Origin of the sequence: Streptomyces sp. NPDC058653 (assembly GCF_042716895.1) — a bacterium.
Classification (GTDB): domain Bacteria; phylum Actinomycetota; class Actinomycetes; order Streptomycetales; family Streptomycetaceae; genus Streptomyces.
Map to the genome: position 1 here is coordinate 332,846 of NZ_JBHXRM010000002.1, position 26,137 is coordinate 358,982.

The 26,137-nt window shown below is 70.9% G+C and carries 18 protein-coding genes and 1 pseudogene; 5 read left to right on the top strand and 14 right to left on the bottom strand.

Features of this window, described 5'->3' with window-relative positions; genetic code table 11:
* Together ACFWU9_RS03175 and ACFWU9_RS03180 are read left to right on the top strand one after the other, a co-directional pair.
* Positions 1-1,900 (top strand): annotated as a pseudogene (locus ACFWU9_RS03175) (hypothetical protein); the annotation flags it as partial.
* Positions 1,901-2,114: 214 nt separating this feature from the next.
* Positions 2,115-4,382 (top strand): MFS transporter, encoded by a 2,268-nt coding sequence (locus ACFWU9_RS03180; RefSeq protein WP_384314321.1) that lies wholly within the window; start codon positions 2,115-2,117, stop codon positions 4,380-4,382.
* Between the two features lie 86 nt (positions 4,383-4,468).
* Here the strand turns inward: ACFWU9_RS03180 and ACFWU9_RS03185 are convergent, their stop codons facing one another.
* From ACFWU9_RS03185 to ACFWU9_RS03205, 5 genes are all read right to left on the bottom strand, one after another.
* Positions 4,469-5,551: a C40 family peptidase gene (locus tag ACFWU9_RS03185; RefSeq protein ID WP_384314323.1), complete on the bottom strand. Its 1,083-nt coding sequence runs from the start codon at positions 5,549-5,551 to the stop codon at positions 4,469-4,471.
* 115 nt (positions 5,552-5,666) lie between these two features.
* Positions 5,667-6,149 (bottom strand): poly-gamma-glutamate biosynthesis protein PgsC/CapC, encoded by a 483-nt coding sequence (locus ACFWU9_RS03190; protein ID WP_384314326.1) that lies wholly within the window; start codon positions 6,147-6,149, stop codon positions 5,667-5,669.
* Entirely contained in the window at positions 6,146-7,945 is a 1,800-nt protein-coding gene (gene pgsB, locus ACFWU9_RS03195; RefSeq protein ID WP_384314329.1) for a poly-gamma-glutamate synthase PgsB, read from the bottom strand. Before pgsB ends, ACFWU9_RS03190 begins: the two co-directional genes overlap by 4 nt.
* A 6-nt stretch (positions 7,946-7,951) precedes the next feature.
* A complete protein-coding gene (locus tag ACFWU9_RS03200) occupies positions 7,952-10,354 on the bottom strand; it encodes a HAMP domain-containing protein (protein ID WP_384314332.1) in 2,403 nt (800 codons plus the stop codon).
* Between the two features lie 294 nt (positions 10,355-10,648).
* Entirely contained in the window at positions 10,649-11,920 is a 1,272-nt protein-coding gene (locus ACFWU9_RS03205; RefSeq protein ID WP_384314334.1) for a CapA family protein, read from the bottom strand.
* 47 nt (positions 11,921-11,967) lie between these two features.
* On the opposite strand from ACFWU9_RS03205, the gene ACFWU9_RS03210 reads away from it, so the two are divergent.
* Positions 11,968-12,966: a hypothetical protein gene (locus ACFWU9_RS03210; protein WP_384314337.1), complete on the top strand. Its 999-nt coding sequence runs from the start codon at positions 11,968-11,970 to the stop codon at positions 12,964-12,966.
* A gap of 160 nt (positions 12,967-13,126) precedes the next feature.
* Here ACFWU9_RS03210 and ACFWU9_RS03215 read toward each other — a convergent pair whose 3' ends face one another.
* Positions 13,127-13,831 carry a hypothetical protein gene (locus tag ACFWU9_RS03215; protein ID WP_384314339.1) on the bottom strand — a complete coding sequence of 235 codons (705 nt, stop codon included), beginning with the start codon at positions 13,829-13,831 and terminating at the stop codon, positions 13,127-13,129.
* A gap of 624 nt (positions 13,832-14,455) precedes the next feature.
* Between ACFWU9_RS03215 and ACFWU9_RS03220 the strand changes: the two genes are divergently transcribed.
* Positions 14,456-15,658: an acyl-CoA dehydrogenase family protein gene (locus ACFWU9_RS03220; RefSeq protein WP_384314420.1), complete on the top strand. Its 1,203-nt coding sequence runs from the start codon at positions 14,456-14,458 to the stop codon at positions 15,656-15,658.
* 90 nt (positions 15,659-15,748) lie between these two features.
* Here the strand turns inward: ACFWU9_RS03220 and ACFWU9_RS03225 are convergent, their stop codons facing one another.
* The 7 genes from ACFWU9_RS03225 to ACFWU9_RS03255 form a co-directional block, all read right to left on the bottom strand.
* A complete protein-coding gene (locus ACFWU9_RS03225) occupies positions 15,749-16,327 on the bottom strand; it encodes a GAF domain-containing protein (RefSeq protein WP_384314342.1) in 579 nt (192 codons plus the stop codon).
* Positions 16,324-16,974, bottom strand: a complete 651-nt coding sequence (locus ACFWU9_RS03230; RefSeq protein WP_384314343.1) for an ATP/GTP-binding protein — start codon at positions 16,972-16,974, stop codon at positions 16,324-16,326. The genes ACFWU9_RS03225 and ACFWU9_RS03230 overlap by 4 nt, the downstream gene beginning before the upstream one ends.
* The gene (locus tag ACFWU9_RS03235) at positions 16,964-17,338 is read right to left on the bottom strand and encodes a DUF742 domain-containing protein (RefSeq protein WP_189109796.1); all 375 of its coding nucleotides are present in this window, start codon (positions 17,336-17,338) and stop codon (positions 16,964-16,966) included. The genes ACFWU9_RS03230 and ACFWU9_RS03235 overlap by 11 nt, the downstream gene beginning before the upstream one ends.
* 1 nt (position 17,339) lies before the next feature.
* On the bottom strand, positions 17,340-17,729 hold the full coding sequence (locus ACFWU9_RS03240; RefSeq protein ID WP_384314346.1) for a roadblock/LC7 domain-containing protein: 390 nt from the start codon (positions 17,727-17,729) through the stop codon (positions 17,340-17,342).
* A gap of 91 nt (positions 17,730-17,820) precedes the next feature.
* A complete protein-coding gene (locus ACFWU9_RS03245) occupies positions 17,821-19,974 on the bottom strand; it encodes a sensor histidine kinase (protein WP_384314347.1) in 2,154 nt (717 codons plus the stop codon).
* A 926-nt stretch (positions 19,975-20,900) separates the two neighbouring features.
* Positions 20,901-22,571, bottom strand: coding sequence for a hypothetical protein (locus tag ACFWU9_RS03250; RefSeq protein WP_384314349.1), 1,671 nt, complete (start codon positions 22,569-22,571; stop codon positions 20,901-20,903).
* Between the two features lie 492 nt (positions 22,572-23,063).
* Positions 23,064-24,464 (bottom strand): MFS transporter, encoded by a 1,401-nt coding sequence (locus ACFWU9_RS03255; protein WP_384314352.1) that lies wholly within the window; start codon positions 24,462-24,464, stop codon positions 23,064-23,066.
* A gap of 194 nt (positions 24,465-24,658) precedes the next feature.
* On the opposite strand from ACFWU9_RS03255, the gene ACFWU9_RS03260 reads away from it, so the two are divergent.
* Entirely contained in the window at positions 24,659-25,564 is a 906-nt protein-coding gene (locus ACFWU9_RS03260) for a helix-turn-helix transcriptional regulator (RefSeq protein ID WP_384314354.1), read from the top strand.
* Positions 25,565-25,576: 12 nt separating this feature from the next.
* On the opposite strand, the gene ACFWU9_RS03265 is transcribed toward ACFWU9_RS03260, so the two are convergent.
* Positions 25,577-26,125 (bottom strand): GIY-YIG nuclease family protein, encoded by a 549-nt coding sequence (locus ACFWU9_RS03265; protein WP_384314356.1) that lies wholly within the window; start codon positions 26,123-26,125, stop codon positions 25,577-25,579.
* Between the last annotated feature and the right edge of the window lie 12 nt (positions 26,126-26,137).

Below are 26,137 nucleotides of genomic sequence, written 5' to 3' on the forward strand. Positions count from 1 at the left end.
GGGAGCCGTGGGCGGGACGAAGTCCGAGCTGCCCTCGGCCGGTGCCGCGTCGGAGGGTGCAGCCACCTCGGCGGAGCCGGAGACGCCAGGTAGCGCTGCGCCCGCGTGGCCGAAGGCGACTACTGCGGTCGGCGGCCCGGAGGCGGGCTCGGGTGCCCGGTCCCGTGGTGGGTCCGGTGCGGGAGCCGTGGGTGGGGCGAAGTCCGAGGCCCCCTCGGACCCGAAGGCGACTCCCGAAGCCGGGCCGGGTGGGAAGTCCGGTGCCGACTCCGTGGGCGGCAAGCCGTCCCGCAGGGACGAGGGCGAGGGCGCGTCCGCCGGTGGCGTTACCCCGGCGAAGGCGCAAACGTCCGGTGGTGACGACGAGGGCGGGGTCGATCGGAAGACCGCTGTCTTCAAGGCGATCAAGCGGCCCGGGGTCGATCAGCCCACCACCATGCTCAAGCTGCCCCCGCAACCGCCCGCCGAGGGCGTCGGGGAGCGCAGCAGCACATTCGTGCCGCTGCGGTCCGACGACGTACGGGTCCCCGGGAAGCCCGCCGGGGCGCCCGCCGCGGCCTCCGCGCCCGCCACCGGTGTCGCCGAGGCCGAGCGGACGCGGCAGCAGCCCATGCCCCCGCTGCCCCCGCTCGATCTGCTCGCCGAGCTGACCAACAAGCCGGCCCCGCCCGAGACCCCCGCCCGTACCGTCGTGCGGCGGGTCAAGATCTGGACGCCGCTGCTCGTACTCGTACTGATCATCTTTGCGGTCGTACAGGTCGTGCGCCCGGTCCCGACGCCCACGTTGAGCCTGACCGCCAAGTCCACGTACACCTTCGAGGGCGGCAAGCCCTCGCTCCCGTGGCCCGGCGAGGGCCAGGGCTACATGGCCGCGACCGGCCTCGGCACCGTCGGCTCGTTCGGTGAGCAGACGGCCGTGCCCATCGGCAGTGTCGCCAAGGCGATGACCGCGTACGTCGTCCTCAAGGACAAGCCGCTGAAGAAGGGCGCCGACGGCCCCTCCATCAAGGTCGACGCCAAGGCCGAGGAGGACGGCGGGCTCGACGCGCAGGGCGAGTCGACGCTCAACACGGTGAAGGAGGGCGACACCCTCACCCTCCACGACGCGCTGGCCGCCCTCATGATCCCGTCCGCCAACAACATCGCGCGACTGCTGGCCCGTTGGGACGCCAACGGCTCCGAGGAGGCGTTCGTCAAGAAGATGAACGACACCGCGAAAGAGCTCGGCATGAAGAACACCACGTACACCGACCCGTCCGGACTGGACGCGACGACGGTCAGCTCCGCGGAGGACCAGGTCAAGCTCGGCCAGAAGCTCGTCGAGATCCCGGCCCTGATGGACATCACCAAGCTGCCCGAGTGGACGGACCCGTCGGGCAAGACGTGGCGCAACTACAACACCCTCGTCCCGTACGACGGCGCGCTCGGCATCAAGACCGGCTCCACCACCAAGGCCGGCGGCAATCTCCTCTTCGCCGCGCACAAGATGGTCGGCGACACTGACCAGTTGATCGTCGGAGCGGTCCTCGGCCAGCACAAGGCGCCCATCATCGACACCGTCAACGCCGTGAGCAAGGACGTCATGCTCGCGACGCAGGACGAGCTGGAGGGCGCGACCATAGTGAAGAAGGGCGCGGTCGTCGGCGAGGTCGACAACGGCATGGGGACGACGACACCGCTCGTCGCCACCGAGGACGTGAAGGCCGTCGGCTGGTCGGGCCTCACCGTCAAGCTCGAACTGGACGACGGCGGCAAGGCCGTACCGCACACCGCCGCCGCGGGTACGCACGTCGGCACCCTGACCGTGGGTGAGGGCCGGAGCCAGGTGAAGGTGGCCGTCGCCCTCCAGAGCGACCTGTCGGAGCCGACGTTCATCGACAAGCTCACGCGGGTGGGCTGACCCGGCCGGGCTGACCCGGTCGGCCGATTCTGTCCACGGGCGCACGGGAGAGCGCCGGAAACGGCGCTCTCCCCGTCCCTGGGCGCGTGCTAGCGTCCGAGAAAGGGCAGCCAGGCAACTCAGGACGCGGGGACGGCGTCCTTACTTCCTCCAGGGCCGGACGGACCTCAGGGGGCCGGCACACCGGGCTGACGGTGAGACGGGGAGAGCCGCATTGACCACCGCTGAGCCGACGCGCGCGGACGGCAACTCCGCCACGCCCCCCGGGCCGGCGGCGAAGGGATCGCGGAAGTCGGGAACGGGCGACAGGGCGACCGCCTCCGCCCGGCCGGACCCCACGACGGAGACGCCGTCCCCGACGGCCCCGCCCCCCGACGCGCCGCAGACGCCGGAAACGGTGTCCACGACCGACGCGCCGCAGACGCCGGACGCGGTGTCCACCCCCGACGCGGCGCCGACGCCGGACGAGGCGTCCCCAACGGCTCCGGCCCCCGACACGGCGCACACGACCGGCACGGCGCAGACGCCGGACGCGGTGTCCACGACCGCCCCGGCCCCCGACGCGCCGCAGACGCCGGACGCGGTGTCCACCCCCGGCGCGGCGCACGCGCCCGACACGGTGTCCACGACCGCCCCGCCCCCCGACGCGGCGCACGCGCCCGACACGGTGTCCACGACCGACGCGGCGCCGACGCCGGACGAGGCGTCCACGACCGACCCGGCGCGCACGACCACCGCAGGCCCCAACCCCGGGCCGCCCCCCGCCAAAGACCTCCGCAGCCGGCTTCTCCGGCACCCCGTCCTGCTCACCGGGACCCTCGCCGGGGTCGTTCATCTGCTCTGGTTCCTCTTCCTCGCCAACAGCGGCGGCGACATCGCCGCGCAGGACGCCTGGGCCGAGTTCGTCGGGCGCCACCCGGACTCCGCGTACAACCTCGCCTGGTACGGCGGGATGCACCCCGTCTCGTACAGCGTCGTCTCGCCCTACCTGATGTCCCTCTTTGGCGTCCGTACGACGATGATGATCGTCGGGACGGTCTCGGCCGCCCTGACCTCGCTGATCCTGTACCGCGTCAAGGCCGTCAGGAATCCGCTCGCCTGCTCGTTCGCGGGCGTCTTCGCCTTCCTCTGCAACGCGCTCTCCGGCCGGGTGACCTTCGGTCTCGGCACGATGTTCGCGCTCGGCGCCGTCGCCGCCGTCTTCTGCTGGCCGCACCGCTGGCGCTACAAACGCTGGGCCAAGGGCGTGGTCGCCGCGCCGCTCGCCGGGCTCGCGACCGCGGCGAGCCCGGTGGCGGGGCTCTTCCTCGGTGTCGTCGCCGCCGCGCTCTTCCTCAACAAGCGGCGCCCGGGCGCGTACTCCATCGGCCTCGCCCCGGTCGCCGTCGTCGCCCTCTCGGCCTGGCTCTTCCCGTTCTCCGGCACCCAGCCGATGTCGCTGTGGACCGCGTCGCTGCCCTTCCTCTTCTCCGTCGCCGCCTTCGTGCTCGTGCCGCGCGACTGGAGCACGGTCCGTACCGCCGCCGCCGTCTACGGCATCGGGACACTGCTGACCTGGGCGATCGACTCCCAGATCGGCTCCAACGTGTCGCGGCTCGCCATGATCGTCGGCGGTGTGGTGCTGCTCGCCGCGCTGCCGTACACGGCGCCGCGCACCCGCGGGTGGTACGCGCTGGTGCTGGCCTTCGCCGCGCTCAACTTCTGGATCGGCTTCAAGGGCGTCGACGACATCATCCGCACCGCGCCGACCGCGTCGTGGGCCCGGGAACTGGCACCGCTGGTGAACGAGTTGCAGGAGGTCGGCGCCGAGCGCGGCCGGGTGGAGGTCGTCCCGGCCAGCAGCCACCGCGAGGCCTCGGCCCTCGCGCCGTACGTCAACCTGGCCCGCGGCTGGAACCGGCAGGCCGACATGGAGCGCAACCCGCTCTTCTACGACGACAGCCTCACCGACGACACCTACCGCGCCTGGCTCGACCGCTGGGCCGTGCGTTACGTGGTGCTGCCCAAGGGCCGGCCCGACAACGGCGCCGACCTGGAGGCCGAGCTCGTACAGCGGGGCCTGCCCTATCTGAACCATCTGTGGGGCGACGCCAACTGGCAGCTCTACGAGGTCCAGGACCCGGTTCCGCTGGCCGATCCGCCCGCGGACGTACGGCGGGCGTCGGCGGACGAGCTGACCATAGAGGTGACGTCCCCCGGGCGGGTGCTGATCCGCATCCCGTACTCGCGCTGGCTCGCCGTCGTGGACGAGAAGGGCGAGAGCCTCGACCGGCCGGAGGAGACAGACGCGTCCAAGGCGGACGAGGACGGCCCGAAGAGGTTCACCAACCCCCACGGCTGTCTGTTCCGGGCCGAGAAGAACACCGACGGCGACGAGTGGACGGAGCTGCTCGCCCCGCGCGCGGGGACGTACCGCATCGCCGCGCCCTACCAGCTCCGTCCGGGCACGCCCTGCCCGGAGGAACTGCGCGACGAGGGCTGACGGCGCCCACCGCCCTCAGCCCCCGCCGTCACCCCCGCCGTGACCCTCGCCCCGCACTCCCGCCGCAAAGACCGACGTCCCACGCCTCAGAGGCGCTTCGCGCTGCGCAGCGTCTTCGCGTAGTACCCGTTGCCGTCCAGCCGCGACGTACCGCCCGTGTCGCCTATCGTCGGTCCGTTGACCTCCTCGCGGCTGGAGACGAACATCTGGTGCCCGTCGGTGTCCACGCCCATGTAGATCCCGACGTGGTCCAGCCGCTCCTTGGTCCGCGCGTCGAGCTTGAAGAAGACCAGGTCGCCCGGCTGGAGAACGCTGATCGACTTCGGCCGCTCGAACGGCGCGCTCCCGGTCAGCTTGATGATGTCCGTGCCGGTCGCCGAACGCGCCATGCCGTTGGCGGTACGCGGCAGTCCGTCGCCGGTCTTGTCGTCGGCCATCAGCGGGAACCGGCCCCGGTAGCCGAAAACCGTCCGGATGAAGCCCGAGCAGTCGATGGAGCGGTACCGCATCTGCTCCGGCTGGATCGTGGTGCCGTCACGGAAGGTGTACGGAATGCCCAGGTAGTCGTAGAAGTCTGACTCTTCGAGCCGGTAGTCCACACCGAGGCTGCCCTCGGGGTTGATCGGGCCGAAGTCCGCGTCACCCGCGTACGGGGTGCCCTCGCCGTCCTCCTTGACCGGGGCGCCGGCCACGTACTGGAAGGCGTACGCGAACAGGTCGTCCTCCTCGCTGCCGTAGAACTCCTCGAACCAGTCCTTGAACCACTGCTCCTTTTCGGCGTCCTTCTTCCACGGCTCGGGCATCAGCCGCACCCAGTTCTCGGTCACCACCCGGGACTGCGTGCTCGTCGGCTCGGCGAACGTACGGCTCGGTCCCGTCAGCGTCGCGGTGCGCGCCCCGTCGGTGAAGGTCGCGAGCACGGCGCCCTTGCCCGAACGCAGCACCGAGCGCTCCGGGTTCTTCAGCCGCTCCCACTTCTGCTCGCCGTTCCGCGCGTCCCCGGCCGACGTCAGGTCCGGGGTGTCCGTGATCGCCTGGACGGCCGGCGCCTTCGCCTGCTCGTCCTTGCGCAGTTCGACGGTGAGGTACGCGCTGCCGGCGAGCAGCGCGATGACGGTGGCTGCGTGCAGGAAACGGCGGGCGCCGCGTTTGTTGGCCTTGGCACTCATGAGAGGTCAGCTCCGGAGGGTCCAGGAATCTCGGGTATGCGGGCGGCGCGAGGGGGTGTCTCTCCGGTCGGGCCCGCGAGCCCGGCAAGATCGGGAAGACACCCCCTGACGCCGCTCACGTGGTGGGCAGGGCGCCGAGCAGGATGCCGGCGGTGAGGACGACGTACGCCATCAGCGTGACCGTGCCGGTGGCGAGTATGGTCGCCCCCTTGGGCTGGCGGACGAGCTGGTACGCGATGAGGCCCGGCACGATGAAGCCGAGCGTCTGGTTCGCGTACAGCAGCGGGAACTCCAGCGACAGCACGATCATCACCGTCGCCTGGAGCATCACACCGATGAGGACGACGGCGGAGAAGAGCCGCTTTCCGTAGAGGATCACGAAGCGCTGGACGAGAAGCGTGCTCACGTACGTCAGCACGGTCACCCCGACGACCATGGCGGCGCGCTGGAGGTCCTCGACGAGGGTCAGCGCGAGCCAGCCCGGCGTGATCATGCCGCCGGGGGAGAGATTGGTCGTCAGGTAGCAGATCAGGGAGAACATCAGGCCCAGGCCGATGCCTATGGCGGCGATCTCGGGCGTGAGGACTGCGGGGATCAACGGGGTTCTCCAGGATTCTGCGGGGTCTGCGGCGGCTGCGGAGTGCGGCCGTACGGGGGCTGCTGCTCGGGGCCCGGCTCACGTTCGTCCGCCGCGTCGGCCGGCATCCGTACCGGCTCGAAGGGGCCGCGGGGCCGGGCCGGCCGCTGGTAGCGCTGTTCGTAGGCCTCGGTGTAGGGCTGGAAGGGGTCGATGTGGGGTGAGTAGCGGGGGAGCGCCAGCGTGTCCTCGTGGCGCGGGTGCTGAGCGGCGTGGGGTGCGGGTGCGGGTGCGGGTGTCTGCGCGGGCCCGGCGGGGGTTCCCGCGGAGGCGGGGTCGGACGGTGCCCCGGGCAGGGCCGGTGTCCCGGGCGCGGCCGGGCCGACCGCTGTTCCGGGCGCTGTTCCGGGCGCGGGCAGCTGCGCGTTGAGCCGGGCTACCAGCTCGGTGCCCGGCTCGCCCGAGCGCCTCGGGGTCTGCACCGGCAGGACCACCGGCAGCGCCGCCGTCGCGGCGGGGTCGCCCGCCGCGTCCGACGTCGGCGCCGTCGGCGGGGCGGGAGCGGGAGCGGGCACGGACGCCACGGCGGCGACCGGCGCCGGGTCCTGGCCGGGGACCGGGTCCGGGTCGGGCGTCTCGTCCGCCGGCAGCTCCGCCAGGTGCTCCAGGAGCAGTTCACCCTGGCCGTGGATGTTGCCGATCGCGACGAGCGACGAGTCCGGCCCGAGCCGCGCCAGCAGCTCCCGCATGAACTCCTCCGGGTCGCGCTTGTCACCGCCCAGGTCCACCGCGCGCGAGCGCCAGTCCGCCGGGATCGCGTCGATCGCGCTCTTCGCCGGGTGCCCGATGACGAACACCTGGTCGGGCTGGAGGTCGGGGATGATCTCGCCCATCTGGCCGTTGCGCTCGACGCGGTCGGGGCGGCAGTTGATGACGACGTTCAGCGGGCGGGCGATCGCGCCCAGGTCGAGCAGCTGGTTGATGTTCATCAGCGTCGACTCGGGGTCGTTCGCCGCGAAGACGTTCGCGAACCGCAGCCGCTTGCCGTCCGGCGTGAGATACCGCTCGACCGACAGGACACCCGGGTCCGGCGGGGCGTCGTACATGCCCCGGAGCGCCGTCTCGCGCTCCACGCCCATCAGCTCGGCGACCTTCAGCGCGATCGACACGTTCTCCTTGAACGTGAACCAGCTGAAGCCGCGCAGCTCCTCGTCGCTGACCGTCTCCGGGTCCGCGTAGATGAGCTTGCAGTTCCGCGCGTCCGCCTCCTCCTGGAGGATGTCGAAGCGCTCCTTCTCCGCCGTCACACAGATGCCGTCCTCCGGCATCGAGCGCGACAGCGAGCGCGCCACGTCGTCCAGCGTCGGGCCCATCTCGGCGAGATGGTCCTCACGGACGTTGCAGAGCACGCCGATCGTGGAGCGGATCAGCTTCGACTGGTTGATCTCCTGGAGGGCCGGCATGACAGCCATGCACTCGATCACGAGCGCGTCCGGGTTGTACGCCGCGGCGCGCCGTACGATCCCGATCTGCTCCACCACGTTGGCGATGCCGAACTTCCGGTAGACCGGCTCCTCGGTGGCGTCCGGGTGGATGAAGCGGGCGGCGGTGCCGGTGGTCTTGGCGACGGTGATCAGGTCGCCGCCGCGCAGCGCGCCCGCGCAGAGACGGGTGATGGAGGACTTGCCGCGAATACCGTTGACCAGCACCCGGGTGGGGATGCGGTTGAGGTTGGTGAAGTGGCGCCGCTGCTCGACGACGCCGGCGACCAGCAGGAACGCGCCGCACACCAGCAGCACGGTGTAGAGGAAGAGCACGGTCGGTCAGTTCCTTCCGGCGGGTGCCTGTGCCGGGGCGGCGGCCGGGGCCGTCGCCCCCGCGCCGTCCCGCTTGCGTTGTTCGAGCACCTGCTGGCGCAGCAGTTCCAGAGAGCGGGCGATGGCGCCGACCTCGTCGTGGTGGCGCGGGTAGAGGACGGTGCGACGGTCGCCGCCCGCGAGCGACTCGGCCTGCTTGGCCACCTCACGCAGGGGCCGTACGACAACGATGTGCAGCCAGCCCAGGCACGCCGCCGCGGCGGTGATGCCGAGCAGGCCCGCCAGCACGGTGCGGTTCTGGAGGCTGTACTCGGGGATCGCCAGTCCGGCGGCGGGCTGCCAGCTCACGACGCTCCAGTTGAGCGCGGCGGCCGCGCCGCCGCCGACGAACGGGGCGGCGCTCGCGACCTGCACACCGCCTCCGTCGCGGTAGACGACGGCTCCCGCGCGGGCGCTGACGCCGGTCTTCTGGCTGGTACCGGCGACCAGTTCCTCCAGACGCGCCGACGGCAGGTCCTCGAAGGCCAGATAGCCCGAGTTGCCGCCAAGCACCCGCCTCTCCTTGTCGACGACTCGGATCTCGCCGAGGCCGGGCCGCTTGAGGAGCGAGTTGATGAAGTCGATACGGAACTCGCCGACGACCGAACGGCCGTCACGGCCGGGCAGCTCGGCGTAGCTCGCGACGATCGGCTCGGTGCCGGAGTCGTTCAGGACGGTGATCGGGTCGGCGAACGGCCTGCCGTCGTCCGGCGCGGCCTTCGCCCCGTCCTTGTCCTCGTTCTTGTCCTTGCCCTCGTCCTTGGGCTCGTCGGGCAGCCGGGGGGACTCGCCGGCCCGCGCCACGACGGTGCCGTCGGAGTCGCGTACGTACAGGGAGCGGTAGCGCGAGTGGTCGTTACGGGTGCGCTCCAGGACCTTCGTCATGTCCTCGGGCGAGGTGCGCTCGCCGAGCAGACCGGCGACCGACATCAGGTCGGCGTGGCCCTCGTTGAGCGAGCGGCGCACCCGGTCGGAGAGGGTGTCGGTGCGCTCGCGCTGGTCGTTGGTGACCTGTTCCGGTACGACGGCGGTGGCGTCGGCCCGGTTGAGCAGGAGCAGCATCGGGGCCGACCAGACGAGCAGCAGGATGCCGCAGACCGCGAGCAGCGCGCGGGCGCCGAACCGGCCCTTGCGGCGGGGAGCCGCGCCGTTGCCGTCCGAGGTGCCGCCGGCCTCGTCGGCGGCGGTGCGCTCGCCGAGGAGCTGGCGGCGCAGGCTCTCCAGCGCGTCGCCGATCCGCGCGGCCTCGCCGAAGCGGGGCGCGCGGACCGGGCGGGTCAGATCCCCGCGGGTCAGGCGCCGGCTCTCCAGGAAGAGCCGGAGCAGCGGCCGTTGGACCGTACCGAGCAGGACGCCGACGGCGAGCGCGCCGATCAGCAGCAGCGCGCCGGCGGCGAGCAGCCCGAACAGCGGGTCGGTCACCCGGGTCGGGTCCTCGGCGACGTCGACCATGGCGACGACGGTCAGTCCGAGCGAGGTGGCGACGGTGCCCTTGCCGGGCTCCGGGCCGGTGAGGGCCGCGTAACCGGCGATGGCGCGGTCGCCCTCGAAGAGCTCGCCGCGCAGGCTGCCGCTGACTCCGGTGTAGCCGCCCTGGCCGGGCTCGTTGACCTTGAGGGGGTGTTCCTTGGCCCGTTTGGCGGCGACCGTCGCGAACGCCTTGAGCTGCTTCTCGGAGCGTGCGACACCGGTGCGCTCGTCCTCGGTGAGGACCTGCTCGCTCTCCGGGATGCCGTCGCTGCTGAGGATGCGCCCGGTGCTGTCGATCACCGCGATGGAGCGGAACTTGCCGAGGCTGATACCGGGGAAGCGCAGGCTGCTGGAGGCGATGAGCAGCTGCTGGGGCTGTCCCTTCCAGGAGAGCACCTGGAGGGAGAGCAGCCGGGTCTCGCCGTTGGCCAGGCGCACCATTCGGGGGCTGAGCCCGCCCTCCTCGGAGAGCTTGGTGGTGTCGATCGCGGCCACGGGCACGTTCTCGCCACGGGCGGCGAGCATCCGGCCGGAGGAGATCTCCACGACGGCCGTGCCGACCCACTTCTGGTAGACGCTGCCGATCTTGTCGACCACGGCGTCCGGCTGGGCCGGGTCGCCGGCGTTGAACAGTCCGGCGGTTCTGGCCAGGTCCGCGGCGCTCTCGTCGATGGAGGCGCGCATCGCGACGGCGCCGTCCTCGGCGAAGTGCGCCTGCGAGGTCATGACGGCCTTGGGGACGGAGTCCTCACCCGCCCGGCCGAAGCCGAGGGCCGTGATTCCCGCGAGGGAGAGCAGGAGCGCGGACAGGACCGCGATGGGCGGGCGAATACCGCCCAAGAGGGACATGTCGGCCCGTCTGCGGACCTTGTGCCGTCGCTTCGCGGGCGAAGCGGCCATGAGCATTCCCTTTCGGATGTTCGTGTTCGGCCGGTGCGGTGCGTGCGTGCGGGCGCGCGGGGAACAGCCCCAGCCGGAAGAGTCCGACACGCAGGCCTTGGGGATGGTTGCACAATCAGTGATCTGTGTGACCTACGCGACGTTTGAACCGGGAGATTCCGCCCACGCGCGCGTGCGTACGTGAATCCGGAGGTCCGGACGCTCGGCTCCCCGCAGGTTGGGATGCTCGGCCCCGCGTATGTCCGGGGCCTTACGCGCCGAGGGGCGCTCGTTCAATTCTCGATGGCCGCTCGCTCAGTCCGGCAGTTCGTCCAACGGGCGCAGACCGTCCTTGGCCGCGCCGCGGTTGAGCATCGTGCCCCGGGTGCGTTCGAAGGCGAGCCGGTACTGGGCCCGCTCCTCGGCCGACAGATCCTTGTCCGCGCGCAGCGCGCCCGCGATGTCGAGGAGCCGGTTGTCCTTCGCCCCGCCCAGGGTGGGGCTGGCGGACGGTTCGATCATGCCCTCGGCGATCGCGTCGGCATCGCCCTCCTCCTCCGGCGGGATCGTGACGAAGGTCGGCGCGTACCGCGCCTCCACGTCCCAGCCGCCGCCGGACTTCCTGTGGAACTCGAACCAGCCGATGGCACCTTCCTCGGTCAGCCCCGACGGCACCTCGTGCCGGGCGAGCTGGTTCCCGAGGCCGTACGCGATCCAGGTGCCGTCCACCTTCTCCATCGGCTGGACCACATGCGCGTGGTGGCCGATGATCAGGTCGATACCGGTCTCCTTCGCGATCCTGCGGCCCAGTTGGAGCTGCGTGGAGTGCGGGGCCGGATGGTGCTCGCGCCCCCAGTGGATGCTGAGGACGACCGCCTCGGCGCCCGCCTTGCGCGCGGCCTTCTCGGCGGCGGCGATCGCGTCGAACGAGTTCTTGTTGGTGAGCCAGGGCTTGTCCGCCGGTATCTCCCGGCCGTTGAAGCCGAGGGCGTACGAAAGCTGCGCCACGCGGACGCCCTTGACGTCCATGATCAGCGGCTTCGCCGCCTCGGCGGCGTTGCGGGCGGAACCGGTGTGCTTCAGCCCGGCCGCGTCCAGCGCGTCCAGCGTGCGGGCCACGCCGCCCGGGCCGTCGTCCAGCGTGTGGTTGGAGGCGGTCGAACAGGTGTCGTACCCGGTGTCCTTGATGGCGGTGGTGATCTGCGGCGGCACCAGGAAGTCGGGGAAGCCGCGGAAGGGGCCCTTCGGCCCGCCGACCACCGGCTCGAAGTGGCAGATCGCCAGATCGGCCTTGCTGATGACGGGCTTCACCCCGGCCATCATCTTGTGGAAGTCGGGGTCCGGGACGTCCGGGCCGACCTTCTTGTCGACCGGCTCGGGGACATCGGTGACACCGGCGTCCCGGTACGCCTGCTGGGTCAGCTGCGGGTGGATCAGGATGTCGCCGGCCGCGGCGACGGTGAACGCCGGGTCGCCCTTGGGCCCCGCGGAGTCGCCTTCGCCGCCGACGAGCGAGCAGCCGGCCGCCGCCGTCGCGAGCAGTGCGAACGCCAGTGCGGTGGTGCTCCTGGGCAGACGATCGCGCATGAGGGACATGTTCCTTTGTGGTGTCACCCTGATATTTTCACTCGACAATGAGCCCCGATCCGACCAAAAAGATAACGGTACCGGCAAACCTGCCACGCACCGCCGTCCTTCTGGCTCTCCTCGTGGCGGCCGTCGCGGTGGTCGTCCCGGCTCTCGACAACGCCCGCACCGACACCCCCTCGCCCGGCCCGGGACCCGCCGACGGACCCTCGTCCGGGCTGGAGCGCCGGCTCTCCGCGTACGCCACGGAGACCGTCGCCGCCTCGCGCTTCCGGCCCCCGGACAGGGACGAACGCGAGGCGCTGGCCGAGGGCGTGGGCCTGTACGTCGACGGTGAGCACGAGAAGGCCGAGCGCAGGCTGGCCGAGGTGGACTTCGGCGTACGGATCGTGCGGGACACGCCCCGTGACGGGGACGGCCCGGGCCGCCGGTACGCCGAGATCGCCGACCGGGACGAGGAGACCCGGCGCGGCTGGGGACGGGTCTACATCGACCTGGACACCGCGCCGCGCTACAGCGTCCAGATCCCGCACCCGGTCGCCGACGCGTACACCGACCGTCTCGGCGCGGGCGTACTGGGCCGAGCCCCCGGCGGAATCCTGGTCGTCGCGGGCGCCCACCGCCGCGCGGGCGAGGGCGACGCGGCCGATGTCGCCCACCGCCGGGACACCGTCTTCCACGCGATCGCCGCCGCACTCGTGGACCGGGGTGTTCCGGCCATCCAGGTCCACGGCTACGCCGACAGCACCCTGCCCGGCCGTGATCTCGTCGTCTCCACGGGCGCGGGCGACCACGCCCGCTCCCAGGCGCGGGCGCTCGCGGGCGCGTTGGACGACGACGGCTTCCGGGTCTGCCGCGCCTGGGAGGAGAAGTGCCCGCTCGAAGGCCGGAACAACAAGCAGGGCCGGCTTGCCGCCGAGGAGGGCGTGCCCTTCCTGCACGTTGAGGTGAACCGGACCGTGCGGGGCGACGCGGCACGCACGGACCGCGCGGTGGCGGCGATGGCGGCGGCGGTACGGGAGTGGGGCCCGGGCTCCGGAGACTGACCCGGGCGCACGGGCGCCGCCCTCGTGCCGGACCGGCGCCGCCCGGACGGGCTCGGGTGGGCGGGCGCCGGCCGGCGGCGAGGGCGGCGGGTCCGCGTCGGGCGCGGCGGGTTCAGCGTCGGGCGCGGCGAGGGCGAACGGGCCGCGCCCCGCGGCGGGGTCAGCCCCCGGCGCGGACCTTCGCGCGGTAGTACGTCTCGGCGGCGTCGGCGAACTTGTTCACGAAGTACGCGTTGATGCCCGCGCCCGCGAGCGCGCCCAGCAGCGGAACCGCGCCCGTCACCGCCTTCGAGCCGAGCAGCACCGAGAACTTCACCGCCGCCTTCTGCGCGATCTTCTGGATGAACGGCTTGCTCATCTTGGCGACGACCTTGCCGCCCTTCTTCCCGATGATCTTCCCGCTGACCACGGAGACCCCGGCACCGGCCCCGGCCGCGAGGGCCTTGGCCATGACAGCCGCCCCGAAGGTCGGATAGACGGCGTTCAGCGCGATGAACCCGGCCGACGCCCCGGCCGACGCCGAGCCCACGCTCAGCGCGTCGGGCGTGAGCGCGTCGGCCCAGAGCCCCATGATCACGGCCAGGTCGTCCTCACCGTCGACGCTCGCGCCCAGCTTGAACCCGATGCCCCACGCGCACAGGGACATCTTGTGCATCAGAAAGCTCACGTCCGCGGTGAGCGCCAACATATGGGCCCCCGGCACCGCCATCGCGGCGGCCCCCGCCGCGGCGACCTGCGCCGTCTGCGAGTTCCGCCACCCGCTGAGGGTGTCGTAGTTGGCGGCCCCGCGCTCGGCCATGGACGTGTCCCAGCCCAACTGGTTGAAAGCGGCGACGAAGACGTCGCCGGTAACGCTCGATCCCATGGGTGTCTCCCCCCGGAGCAATGGGCGCACCGCACATGAAACGATCATGTGATCGCCGCGATGCTCCAGGGGACTGCCCTATGCGGTGTCGCCCAAAACCACGCGAAATCCCTGTATCGCCCAGCGAATCCGACGAACCACCCGGTCCCCTCCCACACCGGTCCGATAGGGGGAGGGATCGGGGCTCCGGGCCCCGACTCCCCGCCGGCGGCGGGCACTTCGGGCCGTGTCTCAGGGTGCCCGCACGGCACCGCAGAGTGCCCGGGACCTGCCCGAATAGCCCGCAAACTTCTCTTGGCGTGTTTCATACCGTCGAACGTGATCGTTCACGGGCCGCGCGGGGGTCGTTTGCGGTTCGGATCGGGTGCCGCGCGAGGGCGGCCAAAACGTGAGAAAGGTCGGATTGACACAGAGTCAGGCGGACACGGGGTGTAGTCACCGCAGCAAACGACCCACAAACGACCCCTGTCCGGTGCTGCAACGAGAGCGATAAATCGTCACTGTGTAGGAGCGCCTGCCGACGGTAGGGCACGTTCCGGTTCCGCTGACGATCTGAAAGCACCGATCAGTTCTAACCATGTTGACAGTTGACAGATGTCTCATTCGAGAGGGCTGTGCAGGCGCATGAGCGGCTATTTCACCACGGAATTCCATGAACGCCTCAGGATGCAGGTGCGGTCGTTCGCCGAGGCCGAAGTCCGCCCCCGCATACCCGAGATGGAGGCCTCCAAGGCCGTCCAGCACGAACTCTCCCAGCTCATCGCGTGGCAGGGCTGGCTGGGCGTCACCATCGACCCCATGTACGGCGGCATGGGAGCCGGCCATGTCGCGAAGACCATCATCATCGAGGAACTGGCCCGGGTCAGCGGTGCCATGGGCGCCATGGTGCAGGCCTCGCAGCTCGGTGTCGCGAAGATCATTCACTTCGGCAACGAGACCCAGAAGAAGACCTGGCTCCCGGAGATCGCGGCCGGCGCCTGCCTGCCGACCATCGCCGTGACCGAGACGGGCTCGGGAGGCCACGTCCTGGGCATGGAGGCCACCGCGCACCGCGACGGTGACGACTACGTGCTCAACGGCTCCAAGGTCTTCGTCGGCAATTCCCATGTCGGCGATCTGCACGGCGTCGTGGTGCGTACCGGACCGGGCAGCAAGGGCCTCTCCGCCTTCCTGGTGGAGTCGGACCGCCCCGGCTTCTCGCTCGCCCCGCACAGGCCCGCCATGGGCCTCCACGGCTTCTCCTTCGGCGAGCTGATCTTCGACAACTGCCGGGTACCCGCGGCCAATCTGCTCGGCAACGAGGGCGACGGGCTGCCCGTCGCGTACTCGTCGAGCATCCTCTACGGCCGGGCCAACCTCACCGCCGTCGCGCTGGGCATCCACCGGGCGATCCTGGAGGAGACGATCGCGTTCGCCAGCAGCCGCCAGCGGTACGGCGCCCCGCTCGCCGAACTCCCCACGGTCAAGCAGAAGCTGGGCCGGATGCAGTCCGCGCTCATGACCGCGAAGCTGACCGCGTACCACGCCGTGCATCTGCTGGACCAGGGACTGCCCTGCGACACCGAGCTGATGAACGCCAAGCTCGTGAACGTCGAGTCGGCGATGGACTCCGCCCGTACCGCCATGGAGATCCACGCGGGCATCGGCCTCTCGGCGGACCGGCCCATCGAGCGCTACACCCGCGACGCGTTCCACATCTTCGCCCCGGCCGGCACGTCCGACATCCAGCTCCAGCGCCTCGCCGAGACCGCGCTCGGCAACTCCAAGGGCGACTGGTCACGACGGCTTGCCGCCCACGCCGGAGCGGGGGCGGCTGTCACCGTCTGAGGTTGGCCGACGGTACGCCGGTGACGCTGTGGGCGAGGCCCGCATCCCAGGACCTGTCCGGCCCCGGAACACAATCCGGACCCGGCGGTCCTAGCGCGGGCCCCCACCTGTGCGCTGGTAGATCAGGCGCATCAGCTCGTCGCGGCTCTCCTTGATGAGCTGGAGCGTGTCCCGGCCGGTCTCCTTGCCACGCGGGTCCGTACCCACGAAGCAGACCGTGCCCAGCACGGTGTCCGTGCGCTCGTCGATGAGCGGAGCGCCCGCGTACGTACGGATACCGATCAGGTCCACCACCTCGTTCGAGGCGAACCGCGGGTAGGCGTACACGTCCGGAAGCACCAGCGCCTTACGGCGGTTGAGCACGTCCGGGCAGTACCCGTGGTCACGGGACATGATCCGGCTCACCTCGGGCGCGTTCGCGTCGCCCGACCCGCCCGAACCGCCCGACGCAGCGGACGGCGTGTGCAGACCGGCGAAGAACTGGTGGCCCGTGATGAAGTTGACCATCGCGTACGGCGCGCCGGCCGCCTGCGCGAGCTGCGTCGCGAACGCGTCGAACTGCGCGTCGGGCATGTCACCCAGACCCAGCTCACGCAGCCGGGCCTCCCGCTGCGCCAGTTCCATGTCGGGCGCGGGCAGATGCAGTCCCGCTTCGGTGTCGTACGTCATGAAGTGGCTCCCAGGTCGCTGGAGTGCTGAAGGGGGGGTGCGGCGGGCGGGGACTGGACGGCCCGCTCCCGCGTGCGGCGCACCGAGACCGTGTGCGCGTAACTGACGAGCGAGACCAGTACGTGCTTGGCGGACGCCGGGTCGCGCGCGTCGCAGAGCAACACCGGTACGTCGGCCTTGAGTTCGAGCGCCTCGCGGACCTCTTCCGAGCTGTAGCGGTAGGCGTCGTCGGCGTCGAACTCGTTGACGGCGACGACGAAGGGCACGTCGCGGCTCTCGAAGTACTCGACCGCGGCGAAACAGTCCAGCAGCCGCCGGGTGTCCGCCAGGACGACGGCCCCGATGGCACCCAGGGACAGATCGTCCCAGGTGAACCAGAACCGCTGCTGGCCCGGAGTGCCGAACAGCAGGAGCACCATGTTCTGCTTCTGGAGGGTGATCCGGCCGAAGTCCAGGGCCACCGTGGTGGTCGACTTGGACTCGATGCCCTCCAGGCGGTCGGTGCCCGTTCCGCTGCTCGCCGAGGTCAGCGTCTCCTCGGTGGACAGCGGCTTGATCTCGCTGACCGAGCCGATCATGGTGGTCTTGCCGACGCCGAAGCCGCCGCCGATCACGATTTTCAGGGCGATGGGATCGTCAGACGACATAGGTTCGTAGCCCCTCAAGCACTGCCTCCAGCAGATTCGGATCTTTCGGGTCGGCCGTTCTCGTGGGCATCGCCATGATCAGTGCCCCCGCGTCCAGCAGGTCGGAGAGAAGGATCTTGGCCACCTGGACCGGCTGGCCCAGTGTGGCGGCGACCTCCGCGACCGACCGTGCCTCACCGCGGCAGAGCGCGAGACAGTGGGCCGCCTCGGGGCTGAGGTAGCCCTCCGGCGCCGTGGCGCGTGCCTTGAGGAGCGACGACAGACTCATCTCGTTCGTGGGCCGTGTCCGCCCACCCGTCAGGGCGTACGGACGAACCTCGTGTTCGTCGTCGTCGACCCAGGGGGTACCGTCTAAGGCCGCCATATCAGTGCACCCGGTCGTCGACGGAGGGTCCCCGGAGCCGCGGCGGCGTACTCAGGTGTTCGGGCACGCTCTTGACCAGCTGCCCCATCTCGAAACCGACGGCGCCGAGGTCCGCGCTGTCGGACGCCAGCACACCCAGCACCGCCCCGGGGCCGGCCATCGAGACGAAGAGCAGCCCGTTGTCGTGCTCGACCACCACCTGCCTGACCCTGCCGTCGGCGGGACCCTTGATGTCACGGACGCCGCCGGCCAGGGAGCACAGCGCGGTGCTGATGGCGCTCAGCTTGTCAGCCGAGTCGATGCTCAGACCGTAGGAGTGCTTGCGCACTCCGTCACTGGAAGCCAGGACGGCGCCCTCGGTACCGGGGACGCGCCTGATGAAATCAGCCATCAACCAGTCCAGATCGGGCTGCTGGGCCGAAAAAACTTCGTTTGGCAAGAGAGTGACTCCGTAAGTGGTTGGGCGACCGCCGAAGGCAGCGTCAGCTCGTCTGGTCGGGGGGCCCTTGCGGGCCGTCTTCCGCACTCGCGAGCCTGATACCTGAGGCGAAACGAGCCATCAGATCCGGATTCGGTGCGACGACCTCTCGGTCGGCGTCGGCGAGCCGCGGGAACTCAGGTCCGCGGTACGTCTCGCTCCGCCGGGGCAAGGTGGGCCGACGGCCGGAAGAAGTGGTGGCGTCGCTGGGGGTTGAGGCCTGGGTGGATCGGGGGACCTCGGAGGGTGTGACGTCGGCAGAGCCGGTGGTGGAGCGGCCGGCACTGGATTGGCCGGAGTTGGGGTGGGCGGTGGCGGAGGTCCGGCCGCCGCCGGTGTGCCCGGAGCCCTGGTGGTTTCCGGTGCCGTACGGGGAGTCCGCGTGGGCGGCCTGGTGGATGCCCCCGGTGTGGACGCCGTTGTTCTGGCCGTTGTTCGCGCTGTACGCGGCGGGCTTCCGCTGGGGGAGCGGGACTTCGCCGGTGGAGCCGGGCCCGGCCGGTGCCGCGGCAGCGGCGGCCGCAGCGGCGGCCGCAGCGGCGGCCGCAGCGGCGGCGGCGTGGGCCGTGGGCGAGCCGATGCGGCGGACGGACGGCGTCTCGCCGTGCGTCCCGCGACCGCCTCGGGAGCCGCGCGCGCCTGCCTCGGCGGGCAGCGGGCTGCGGTGGTCGGCCGAACCGTACGACGGCTGGGGCGCCTGGTACGGCGAGTCCTGGGGCGCCTGGTACGGGGAGCCCTGCCCGGCCGGCTGGTGCGCCGCGTGCGCGGGCGTCTGCTGGTGGGCGGCGGGCTGCTGCGGATGCGACCAGGCGGCGCCCGACGAGGGCTCGTGCGAGGGCTCCGTACGCTGCGCGTGCCCGGCGGCCTGCTCGGGCTGGCGGCGCTGCTCCTGCTCCTGACGCTGCACGGGCGGCGGGGGAGCCGCTTCGAGCAGCGCGTTCGGCAGGACGACGACGGCCTGCGTGCCACCGTAGATGTTCCGGCGCAGCGCGACCTCGATGTCGTGCCTGCGCGCGATCTGGGCGACCACGAACAGACCGATCCGGCCGTCCTCCAGCTGCTCGCGGATGTCGAACTGGTCCGGCCTGGTGAGCAGCCGGTTCATCCGCTCCAGCTTCTCGGGCGCCATCGGCAGACCCCGGTCGTCGATCTCGATCGCGAGACCGGCGGGGACGCGCTCGGCGCGGAGCGTCACCTGCGTCTCCGGGGCGGAGAACCGGGCGGCGTTCTCGACGAGTTCGGCCAGCAGATGGATGACCTCGGCCGCGGCGTAGCCGGGCAGCGTGCCCTCGGGCGGCTGGATGACACGTACGCGCGCGTACTGCTCGATCTCGGCGACACCCTGGCGCAGCACGGTCGGCAGCGGGACGGGCTTGTTGATACGGCGGGGGACCGCGCCGCCCATCACGGCCAGGCTCTCCACCTGGCGGCGGAACTGGGTGACCAGGTGGTCGACACCGAAGAGACCGCCGAGCAGGTCCGGGTCCTCGACCTCGCTCTCCAGGTCGTCCAGGCGGGCCAGCGCGCGGTTGACCAGCGCGTGCAGCCGCTGGGCGATGTTGACGAACACGTCCACCTGCTGGCGCGCGCCCGCCTCGGCGACGGCGGCCAGCGCCTGGTGCTGCGCGAGACGCAGCGTCTGTTCGAGATCGGCGAAGGGGTTTCCCTGGCTGACGGCCGGGGGCATCGGCTCGGGCAGAAGGGGCCGCTCGCCGCGGCTGATCTGCTCCAGCAGCTGCGCGATGTTCTTCTGCCCCTCGGCCGTGACGGCCTCGAAGCGCTCGACCCACTGGCGGGCGGAGGTGGCGTTGGTGACCCGCTGCTCGTGCACGGCGGCGGAGACCGCCGCTGCCTTGCGCGTGGCGCTGAGCATCGTGCCGACACCGATCACGGCGGAGGCGCCGAGGGCGGACCAGCTCGCCGCGGTGTTGTCGGCGTACTGCCAGGTGGACCACGTGCCGGCGGCCAGCACCGTGACCGTGGCGACCGGGGTGGCCACGAGAAGACGGATCCGCGAGCGGAGGCCCTTCTCGGTGGCCAGATTTCTGTTCGCCTTGGCGGGGGCCTGGGCGGTGTTCCCGGTGTTCCGAGTGGAACGTCCGCGCCGCCGACCGCTGGAACGGTCGGCTGGGGCGGCGTGCGGGGAGAGTTCAGGCATAAATGTCCTCGGTACGACGGGGACCGGCGGATGAAGGTGAAGGGGCCGCGCTTCCACGCCGGCTTGGGGCTCCAGGCGCGTGTGCCGGGCGTCGCCGACCGGACGGGACCGCGAAGACGCCCCTCGGCTCACTGTCCCGTCCGCCGCCCTCCGGAGCTGCCACGTCAGCCGGCCGGTACATCCGGGCCGGCGATGCGAGCCTGAGGGAGCGGACCATGGGGATAAGGAGCCTTCACAGACGGGCAGTTGGACGGGACAGGCACATGCCAGCGTCATTAAGAGCCATAACAAGCTTGGTGTGTAGGCGCGTTCGACGCCACGGGCGGAAGGGGTCGTTCGGCGGTCGCTTCAACCCAGGGGCTTCACAATGTGAAGCACGCAAAAGCGGCTATTGGCTCGAACGCAGAGGGGCCGTCGGCAGGGCATGACGGCGATGCGACCACCAAACGATCGATATCGCGGGACGCGTCGATCGGTATGGGGGCCGCAATGGTGCGGGACTTGAGCTCGACTTGAGGAAGAACCTCTCAAACCGTGCATCGCAATCCTCCCCTCAACTATGCCCAACGGCAAGGCACTTCAATCATGCTTGACCTCCACAACGCGGAGAATTGGTGATTCCCGTCGAGTGAATCGGTCAGTGGCGCTTGATTGGTGAGGGGTTAAGTGTGACGGGGGTCACTGGAATGTCACTGGCCGGCTGTTGATCGGGAGCCGGTCACGGTCCGGCGGCGCCGATTGGGGGCCGGAGGACCCGTCTGCCGGTCTGCTCGCGGGCCCGGCTGCCCGGCCGCAAGGTGTCCGTCTGTCGGCCGGTCGGTCGCCCCGCGCAGGTGAGCCGCCGGTGCGCCGACGCGGGCCCCTGCCGGTCGCGGTCGGCCGCGGGCCGCGGCCGGTGGTCGACCGGTCGCGGCCCGCGCCGTACATCACTTCGGGTCGAGCGCGCCCACGAAGCGCAGGACCTCGTCCAACTGGTCCATGCACAGCTGCCGGCTCCGGGGCCGGAGCATGCCGCCACTCTCGTACGCCCCCAGCTCCTGGCAACGCCGCACCAGCCAGGGCCAGTCGACCGCCAAATAGTCTGCCAGGGCCCGCAGCCGGTGCGCGGAGGTGGGTCCCTCGATCACGCTGTTCGCACGGGCGTGGTCGATCGCCTGGGTGTACGTACGGACCTGGGAGCGCTGGTCCGTGATGCCGACACGCCAGATCCCGTCCGAACGCAGCCAGTTGGCGACGATCACCCGGTCGTCTGGCGCCAGGACGAACTCGTCTATCTGCGAGTACTCCTCCTCGGTGCAGACCCATACGGACACCCCGTGCATCTCCATCAGGGCGATGGCGAGGAACAGCAGGATGCGCTCGTACGGCTCGCTTTCCTTGACGAGTTTCTCCGGAACGCAGAAAGCGTGCCCCGGCGGTTCGGACGTGCCGGTACGCCGGGCCACCGCGCGCGCGAGGTGCTCGTGCTTGTGCTGGAAGAAAAGCCAGGCGGCGCTCTCCTCGCCCGTCTGCTCACGCGTCCAGAAGAAGGGCGGTTCGCCGACATCGCCGAGATGCCGTTCGATGTGCAGCGTGCAGAAGTACGAGCCGAGCCAGGCCGCTCCCACCCGGGAGAGCTCGGGCACGGCGGAGCGCGCCACGGCCGAGCGCGGCATCGCTAAATGGCTTTCCAGTTCCCGCTGTTCGCGGTCGAGAATGTAATCGTCCGCGAGAAGACTGTCCTCCAGATTGAGCATCGCCCACAGGATGCCGAAGGTCAGATCGTCCAGCCGGTACGCCTTCGGTATCGGCAGTGTCCCGCGCGGATCGGCGTCCAGCTGGAATCGCGCGCGGCCGGAATCGAGGACGAAAAGCCCCTCCCCACCGCTCCCCCCGAGAGAGGCGATCAGCAGGGCCCGACGGGCGGGTTGAACGAACGCGCGTAGATGCGGATTCTCCTCCACCGCGATCGATACCACGTCGTCCTGGGACGTCGCCTCGTACATCTGGGCGGGCACCGCCGTACCGTCGAAGATCCGCAGACCGTCGAGATACCAGAGCCCGCCGGTGCCGGCCGCGGCCTCGGTCGGGGAGAGCGAGGAGGTCGACCACAGGGCGTCCATCGAGCGGGCGGTGGCCAGGGACGATCCGTGCGGCAGCCGGGCCGGGACCACCTCGCGGCTGGGCACCCGCTGGAGCAGCAGGTCCACCTCGACGCCGAGCATGTACGCGAGGACGGTGGCCGCGTCGCCCTGGGGGGACTGCGTTCCGGCCAGCCAGCGCTTGAAGGTGATCCGGGAGACGGAGACGTTGCCGAGGCGGCTGTTGGCGTACTCCTTGGCGGCCCGGCGGGCGGCGAGGCTGAACTGCACGTCGAAGACGGCGAACTTGGCCCAGTTGAGCCGTTCGAGCAGCACCCGCAGAAGGGTCGGCGGGCGCTGCTCGGTGTGGCCGGGGGACCGCTCGGCGGGGCGGTCGGAGGGTCGGTCGGTCGGGCGGTCGGTGGTGCGCTCGGCGGACCGGTCGAGCGGGGCGCCGGGGGTGGGCTGCCCGGCGGCCGGGCCGGCTCCGGCGTGCGCTTCGGCCCCGGCCCCGGCCTCCGCTGCCGCGCGGGTCACGGCCGCCGCTCCGGCGCCTGCGATGCCCGCTGTGCGGGAGGCTGCCGTACCCGCTGTGCGGGACGCTGCCGTACCGGCTGTGCCGGCCGGCACGTCGGCCGGCACAGCGGTCGACGGGTCGGCGGACACGTCGGTCGGCACCCCGGCCGAAACCTCGGTTGGCATCTCGGCTGTTTTCTCGACCTGGTACTCGTCGTACTCGTTCCCGTCAGGGGTCACTGGCTGAGCCCCCCTCGGCCAACCGGAGCGGTGCGGTCAGATAGTCGAAGCGGAGATGCCATCCAGCTGACTCATCCTCACGGTCTCGTACGCATGGTCTCGAATGCCAAATCTGGCGTCACAGCAGACACATGATCACTCCGAGTCCGCGCCGCTGTCCAGCAGAACCCTGGGCAGAGCATCGACGGATAGTCAACACCCCTCACTAATAGCGCCGTTGGGAGCGGGAGGCTCCCCGAGCGCCTCGGCCCACCCTCGTCTCAGGATTCCGCTTCAGGCCCGCTTCCGTGTGAACTGGGCCAGAAGAGTCAGAATCCCGAAGGCCAGGATGACCACGAGACCCGGCCGGAGCATGGACAGCTCCGTGCCCGGCATGATCGCCGCCGTGACGACCGCCAGGCCGAACGCGCCACCGACCTGGAGTGAACTGTTGAGCAAGCCCGCGGCCAGTCCCTGCTCCTCGTCGGGCACCCCGCTGGTTCCCGCGACCATCAGCGTCGCGATGCTCAGCGCGAAACCCACACCCCAGAGCAAGGACGCGGGCAGCAGCACCGTCCACAGATCCGGCTCCGGACCGATCCGCAGCATCAGCAAATAGCAGGGCAGGAAGGAGAAGATCCCCACCATCAGCACCTTGCGCACACCAAACCTGCCCATCAGTGCCCCGAGCCCGGGCCCCACGGCGACCACCATGAGCCCGGCCGGCAGCAGCACGAGAGCCATCTGCCACGGCTCCCAGCCCTCCAGATCCTGGAGGTACAGGGCCATCACGAACTGGAAGCCCATGGCGCCGCCGTACAGCAGAGCGATGCTGATGTTGGCCGTCACCAGATTCCGGTTACGCAGAATCCCGAGTCTGATCAGCGGCTCCCGCACGGTCCGCTCGATCATGAGGAAGCCGGCGAGCAGCAGTCCGGAGAGGGCGAAACCGCCGATCGTCCGCCACGACGACCAGCCGGCCTCCGCCGTCGAGACGACGGTGAAGACGAGGAGCAGCATCCCGGCGAGCAGGGTCACGGCGCCGCCGATGTCCAGGCGCGGACGCTCCGTACGGGGCGGGTCGGGCGGCAGGAAACGGAGGGCGCCGATCAGCAGGAGTACGGAGAGGGGGATCGGCAGGATGAAGATGGACCGCCAGTTCAGCCCGGCGAGCAGCCCGCCGACGAGCAGACCGGAGGAGTAACCGGACGCCTCGAAGACGTTGAAGATCCCGAACGCCTTGTTGCGCTGCGGGCCTTCGGAAAAGGTCGTGGTGAGCAGCGACATGGCGGCCGGCGCCGCGAAACCCGCCGCCATGCCCTTGACGAAGCGCGAGACGATCAGCAGGACGCCGTCGTCGACGAGCGCCCCGAAGAGCGACACGACGGCGAATGCGCCCATCGCCACGACCAGCACCCGCCGCCGGCCGTACAGATCCGCCACCCGTCCGCCGAGCAGCAGAAAACTGCCGAAGGCCAGGATGTAGGCGCCGACCAGCCACTGGGCCGTGGCCGTGCTCATCCCGAGCTCGTCCTGGATCTCGGGGACGGCCACGACGATCATCGAGATGTCGAGACCGTCGAGCAGAATCACCCCGCTGAAGATCATCAACGACACCCAGAGCCGGGCGGGCCAGCGAACGGGGTCCTCCTCACCCGGTGGCCGGTGTTCACTGGTGGTCGGGCTCTCTGACATGGGATGCGTCTCCTCGGTGGATGGCTCGCGCGGGATGGTTCGCGCCGGATGACCCGCGCGGGACGGCTCGTGCCGGATGACCCGCGCCGGACGCGGCGAGCCTCACCGCCTGGACCGGGACCAGCCAGGTCCCCGCTGTTCCTGCTACCGGCAGGGACAGCCACCGCCCTCACCGGGGGCGTACCGTCGGACGCATGGACGCTCCGAGGCCCTACGCCGGCGACGCCCGGGTCTTCGACCCACGGGCCGAGATCGGCGCCTTCCTGCGCACCCGCCGGGCACGGCTGCGCCCGGAGGAGGTGGGCCTGCCCGTGTACGGGCGCTACCGCAGGGTGCCGGGCCTGCGCCGCGAGGAGCTGGCGCAGCTCGCCGGGGTCTCGGTCGCGTATCTCACCCGCCTCGAACAGGGCAGGGGCCAGAACGTCTCGGCGGAGGTCCTGGGCGCGCTCTCCCGTGCGCTACGGCTGACGGACGCGGAGCACGAACACCTCACCAGGCTGGCCAAGTGCCACCGTACGAACAGACGGACCACCCCGCCGCCCCACGAGGAGCGGGTCCGCCCCGCGCTGCGCGAGATGCTGATGTCGCTGGACGGCCTGCCCGCCTACGTGACGGGCTGGCGCTCGGACCTGCTGGCCTGGAACCGTACGGCGACGGCGCTCTTCGGCGACTGGGACCGGCTCCCGCCCCGCGACCGCAACTGGGCCCGGCTGCTGTTCCTGCGCCCCGGCTCCCGAAGCCTCTTCAAGGACTGGGAGACCCAGGCGGCCACGACGGTGAGCACGCTGCGCCTGCACGCCGGCTGCCGCCCTGACGACCCGCGGCTGCTGTCACTGGTGGACGAACTCACCGCCGGGAGCGACGACTTCCGCCGCTTCTGGTCCCAGCACGACATCGAGGAGAACCACCACGGCACGACGCGGCTCCACCACCCCCTGGTGGGCGAGCTGACGCTCTCGTTCGAAACCCTCCAACTCCCGGACGGCTCGGACCAGACACTCACGATCCACCACGCCCAACGCCCTTCCCCGGCATGGGAGAACCTCCGCCTCCTCACCAGCTGGGGCACCGCCGCCCCGACACCGATCCCGCACCCGTAAGGCGCGCGGGGGCTACGTGACGACCCCCAATGCCCGCGCCTTCTCACGCGCGTCCGCCCGCAGCCCCTTGAGCCGCCCGTAAAAGGGATGGGTTCGGTTCTGGTCGAGATTGAGGGGCAGATCGAGCCGGGAGATCAGGTCCGACTCCGCGACCCACGGCTCTGCGTGCTCCAGCCAGCACACCCGGGCGTGTTCGCCCATCCACCGGCTGAGCTCGGCCTCCCCGGCGGCCCCGAACGTGAGCCGCGTACCTCTGCTGCCGACCCGCCGTAGTTCAAGGCCGAGCAGACAGCCGAGGGAGAGCCGGAGAGTCGATCCGGCCGCGTTGCCCCGGAAGTGATAGCGCACGCGGGTCCGTAGATTCTGCTTGCTGGCTTTGGTGGCCATACGCCTCGGGGCGATCCCGACGTACAGCAATTGCTCGGCGGGCAGCCCCGGATAAGGGGACTGGTCGAAATACCACCCGTAGACACCGGCGGTGGCCGGCACGGGACTTGGCCGCGCCAACACCTCCCCGGCCGACCACAAGTGATCGGGACTGCGCAGATCGTCGACGTCCACAAACCCTCCAGG